General features: G+C 60.7%; 1 protein-coding gene. It reads right to left on the bottom strand.

Annotated features, from left to right (window positions below; genetic code table 11):
- Positions 1 to 5,101 (bottom strand): immunoglobulin-like domain-containing protein (locus AACY18_RS27675; protein WP_339466818.1); only part of this gene is annotated, 5,101 nt, incomplete at both ends.

Here is a 5,101-nt window from a genome sequence, read left to right as displayed (position 1 = left end):
CCAGTGGTTTTACCCACTTCGATGGTGATGTTTTGACCGTTGGCCAGAGTTACCACGACTGGCGAACCCGTGACCGGGGCGCCCACGGTTGCGGTGTAAGTAACGGTGCCACCCTCGGCCACGGAAGTATCAGCCGTCAGTTTGACGGTCGAAGTGTCGATGGTGTCGGTCACTTCAGTCACGGCCGGAACAGTGCTTGGCACCAGGTTCTCGAAGTTGCCGCCTGTGGCAGTCGAAATGGTTGCTTCGACTTTGCCGGCATCTTTATAGACGTCATCGGCTGGAGCCGGAACAGTGACGGTGCCCGTGGTCTTGCCCGCCTCGATGGTGATCACTGCGCCGTTCGACAAGGTCACAGTCACTGGCGAGCCAGCGGCGTTGGTCAGGGTGGCGGTGTAAACAATCGAACCGCCCTCGGCCACAGAGTCGGTGGCGCTGAGCGACAGGTTGGTGGTGTCGACGACGTCGGTGATGGTGGTCGAAACAGGTGTTTTGTCGGCCACGAGATTTTCGTAGTTGCCACCGCTCACGTCAGTGATCGAGTTGGTCAGCGGAGCCTGGCCAACCAATGCATCGTTAGGCGCAGTGGTGGTCACGGTGCCGGTGGTTTTACCCACCTCGATGGTGATGTTTTGACCGTTGGCCAGAGTCACCACGACAGGCGAACCAGTAACCGGAGCACCAACAGTGGCGGTGTAAGTGACGGTGCCGCCTTCAGCCACGGAAGTATCAGCCGTCAGTTTGACGGTCGAAGTGTCGATGGTATCGGTCACTTCAGTCACGGCCGGGACAGTGCTCGGCACCAGGTTCTCGAAGTTGCCACCAGTAGCAGTCGAAATGGTTGCTTCAACTTTGCCGGCGTCTTTATAGACGTCATCGGCTGGCGCCGGAACGGTCACGGTGCCAGTGGTCTTGCCCGCCTCGATGGTGATCACTGCGCCGTTCGACAAGGTCACAGTCACTGGCGAGCCAGCAGCGTTGGTCAGGGTCGCGGTGTAAACGATCGAACCACCCTCGGCCACCGAGCCAGTGGCGCTGAGCGACAGGTTGGTGGTGTCGACGGTGTCAGTCACGGTGGTGCTGACTGGTGTTTTGTCGGCCACGAGATTTTCGTAGTTGCCACCGCTCACGTCAGTGATCGAGTTGGTCAGCGGAGCCTGGCCAACCAATGCGTCGTTAGGCGCGGTGGTGGTCACGGTGCCGGTGGTTTTGCCGACTTCGATGGTGATGTTTTGACCGTTGGCCAGGGTCACGACGACTGGCGAACCGGTGACTGGAGCGCCCACGGTCGCGGTGTAAGTGACGGTACCGCCTTCAGCCACTGAAGCATCGGCCGTCAGTTTGACGGTCGACGTGTCGATGGTATCGGTCACTTCAGTCACGGCCGGATCAGTGCTTGGCACCAGGTTCTCGAAGTTGCCACCGGTGGCAGTCGAAATGGTTGCCTCGACCTTGCCGGCATCTTTGTAAACGTCATCAGCCGGTGCTGGAACAGTCACAGTGCCCGTGGTTTTACCGGCATCGATGGTAATGACTGCGCCGTTCGACAGAGTCACAGTCACTGGCGAGCCAGCAGCGTTGGTCAGGGTCGCGGTGTAGACGATTGAGCCGCCCTCGGCCACTGTGCCGGTCGCAGTCAGCGACAGATTGGTGGTGTCGATGGTGTCAGTCACCGTGGTGCTGACCGGGGTTTTGTCGGCCACGAGGTTTTCGTAGTTGCCGCCGGTTACGCCGGTGATCGCATTGGTCAGTGGCGTATGACCGGTCAGCGCATCGTTTGGCGCAGTCGCGGTGACAGTGCCGGTGGTTTTACCCACCTCAATGGTGATGTTCTGGCCGTTAGCCAGGGTCACGACGACAGGCGAGCCAGTCACCGGCGCACCCACAGTGGCGGTGTAAGTAACGGTGCCACCCTCAGCAGCCGACTCGGTCGCGGTCAGTTTGACGGTGGTGGTGTCGATGGTGTCAGTGACTTCGGTAACCGCTGGAACAGTGCTCGGCACAAGGTTTTCGAAGTTGCCACCGGTGGCAGTCGAAATGATTGCTTCAACTTTGCCAGCGTCTTTGTAAACGTCATCAGCCGGTGCTGGAACAGTCACGGTGCCGGTGGTTTTACCGGCCTCGATAGTGATGACGGCGCCGTTCGACAGAGTCACAGTCACTGGCGAACCCGCGGCGTTGGTCAGGGTCGCGGTGTAGACAATCGAACCACCCTCGGCCACAGAGTCGGTGGCGCTCAGCGTCAGGTTGGTGGTGTCTACGACGTCGGTGATCGTGGTCGAAACCGGGGTCTTGTCGGCCACGAGGTTTTCGTAGTTGCCGCCGCTCACGTCAGTGATCGAGTTGGTCAGCGGGGCGTTACCGGCCAGCGCATCGTTTGGCGCAGTGGTGGTCACGGTGCCGGTGGTTTTGCCGACTTCGATGGTGATGTTTTGACCGTTGGCCAGGGTCACGGTGACCGGCGAGCCAGTGACGGGTGCACCGACGGTTGCGGTGTAAGTGACGGTGCCACCTTCAGCAGCCGACTCGGTGGCGGTGAGTTTGACGGTGGTGGTGTCGATGGTATCGGTGACGTTGGTAACCGCCGGAACGGTGCTCGGCACCAGGTTCTCGAAGTTGCCACCCGTGGCAGTCGAAATGGTTGCTTCGACTTTGCCGGCATCTTTGTAAACGTCATCGGCTGGAGCCGGAACAGTGACGGTGCCCGTGGTTTTGCCGGCTTCGATGGTGATCACCGAGCCGTTCGACAGGGTCACAGTCACTGGCGAACCCGCGGCGTTGGTCAGGGTCGCGGTGTAGACGATTGAGCCGCCCTCGGCCACAGAATCGGTGGCGCTGAGCGACAGGTTGGTGGTGTCGACGGTGTCAGTCACGGTGGTGCTGACTGGCGTTTTGTCGGCCACGAGATTTTCGTAGTTGCCGCCGGTTACGTCAGTGATTGCATTGGTCAGTGGCGCATGACCGGTCAGCGCATCGTTTGGCGCAATGGTGGTCACGGTGCCGGTGGTTTTGCCGACTTCGATGGTGATGTTCTGGCCGTTGGCCAGAGTTACCACGACTGGCGAACCGGTAACCGGAGCACCCACCGTGGCGGTGTAAGTGACGGTGCCGCCTTCAGCCACGGAAGTATCGGCCGTCAGTTTGACGGTCGAGGTGTCGATTGTATCGGTGACGTTGGTAACGGCCGGAACGGTGCTCGGCACCAGGTTCTCGAAGTTGCCGCCGGTGGCAGTCGAAATGGTTGCCTCGACCTTGCCGGCATCTTTGTAAACGTCATCAGCCGGCGCAGGAACAGTCACAGTGCCGATGGTTTTACCGGCCTCGATGGTGATCACCGAGCCGTTGCTCAGGGTCACAGTGACTGGCGAGCCAGCAGCGTTGGTCAGGGTGGCGGTGTAGACGATTGAGCCGCCCTCGGCCACGGTACCGGTCGCTGACAGCGACAGGTTGGTGGTGTCGACGGTGTCAGTCACGGTGGTGCTGACTGGTGTTTTGTCGGCTACGAGGTTTTCGTAGTTGCCGCCGGTTACACCAGTGATCGAGGTGGTCAGCGGAGCCTGACCAACCAATGCGTCGTTAGGCGCGGTGGTGGTCACGGTGCCGGTGGTTTTGCCGACTTCGATGGTGATGTTTTGGCCGTTGGCCAGGGTCACGACGACTGGCGAACCAGTCACCGGCGCACCAACAGTGGCGGTGTAAGTAACGGTGCCCCCCTCAGCCACGGAAGTATCAGCCGTCAGTTTGACGGTCGAAGTGTCGATGGTGTCGGTCACTTCAGTCACGGCCGGAACAGTGCTCGGCACCAGGTTCTCGAAGTTGCCACCGGTGGCTGTGCTGATCGTTGCCTGGATGGTACCGGCATCTTTGTAGACGTCATCGGCCGGCGCTGGAACGGTGACTGTACCGGTGGTTTTGCCAGCGTCGATGGTGATCACTGCGCCGTTCGACAGAGTCACAGTCACTGGCGAGCCCGCGGCGTTGGTCAGGGTGGCGGTGTAAACGATCGAACCGCCCTCGGCGACCGAGTCGGTGGCGCTGAGCGACAGGTTGGTGGTGTCGACGGTGTCAGTGACTTCGGTAACCGCTGGAACAGTGCTCGGCACCAGGTTTTCGAAGTTGCCGCCTGTGGCAGTCGAAATGGTTGCTTCGACTTTGCCGGCATCTTTGTAAACGTCATCGGCTGGAGCCGGAACGGTGACGGTGCCCGTGGTTTTGCCGGCTTCGATGGTGATCACTGCGCCGTTCGACAGGGTCACAGTCACTGGCGAGCCAGCGGCGTTGGTCAGGGTGGCGGTGTAGACGATTGAGCCGCCCTCGGCCACCGTGCCGGTCGCAGTCAGCGACAGATTGGTGGTGTCGATGGTGTCAGTCACCGTGGTGCTGACCGGGGTTTTGTCGGCCACGAGATTTTCGTAGTTGCCGCCGGTTACGTCAGTGATTGCATTGGTCAGTGGCGCATGACCGGTCAGCGCATCGTTTGGCGCAATGGTGGTCACGTTGCCGGTGGTTTTGCCGACTTCGATGGTGATGTTTTGACCGTTGGCCAGGGTCACGACGACTGGCGAACCCGTGACCGGGGCGCCCACGGTCGCGGTGTAGGTGACGGTGCCACCTTCAGCCGCCGACTCGGAGGCGGTGAGTTTGACGGTGGTGGTGTCGATGGTGTCAGTGACGCTGGTCACGGCCGGAACAGTGCTCGGCACCAGGTTCTCGAAGTTGCCGCCTGTGGCAGTCGAAATGGTTGCTTCGACTTTGCCGGCATCTTTGTAAACGTCATCGGCCGGCGCTGGAACAGTCACAGTGCCTGTGGTTTTGCCGGCTTCGATGGTGATCACTGCGCCGTTCGACAGGGTCACAGTCACTGGCGAACCCGCGGCGTTGGTCAGGGTCGCGGTGTAGACAATCGAACCGCCCTCGGCGACCGAGTCGGTGGCGCTGAGCGACAGGTTGGTGGTGTCGACGGTGTCAGTCACCGTGGTGCTGACTGGTGTTTTGTCGGCTACGAGGTTTTCGTAGTTGCCGCCGGTTACACCAGTGATCGAGGTGGTCAGCGGTGCCTGACCAACCAATGCGTCGTTAGGCGCGGTGGTGGTCACGGTGC

The organism is Pseudomonas sp. EA_65y_Pfl2_P74, from assembly GCF_963970575.1.
Lineage (GTDB): Bacteria > Pseudomonadota > Gammaproteobacteria > Pseudomonadales > Pseudomonadaceae > Aquipseudomonas > Aquipseudomonas baetica_A.
This window is presented reverse-complemented; position numbering and strand designations above follow the sequence as displayed.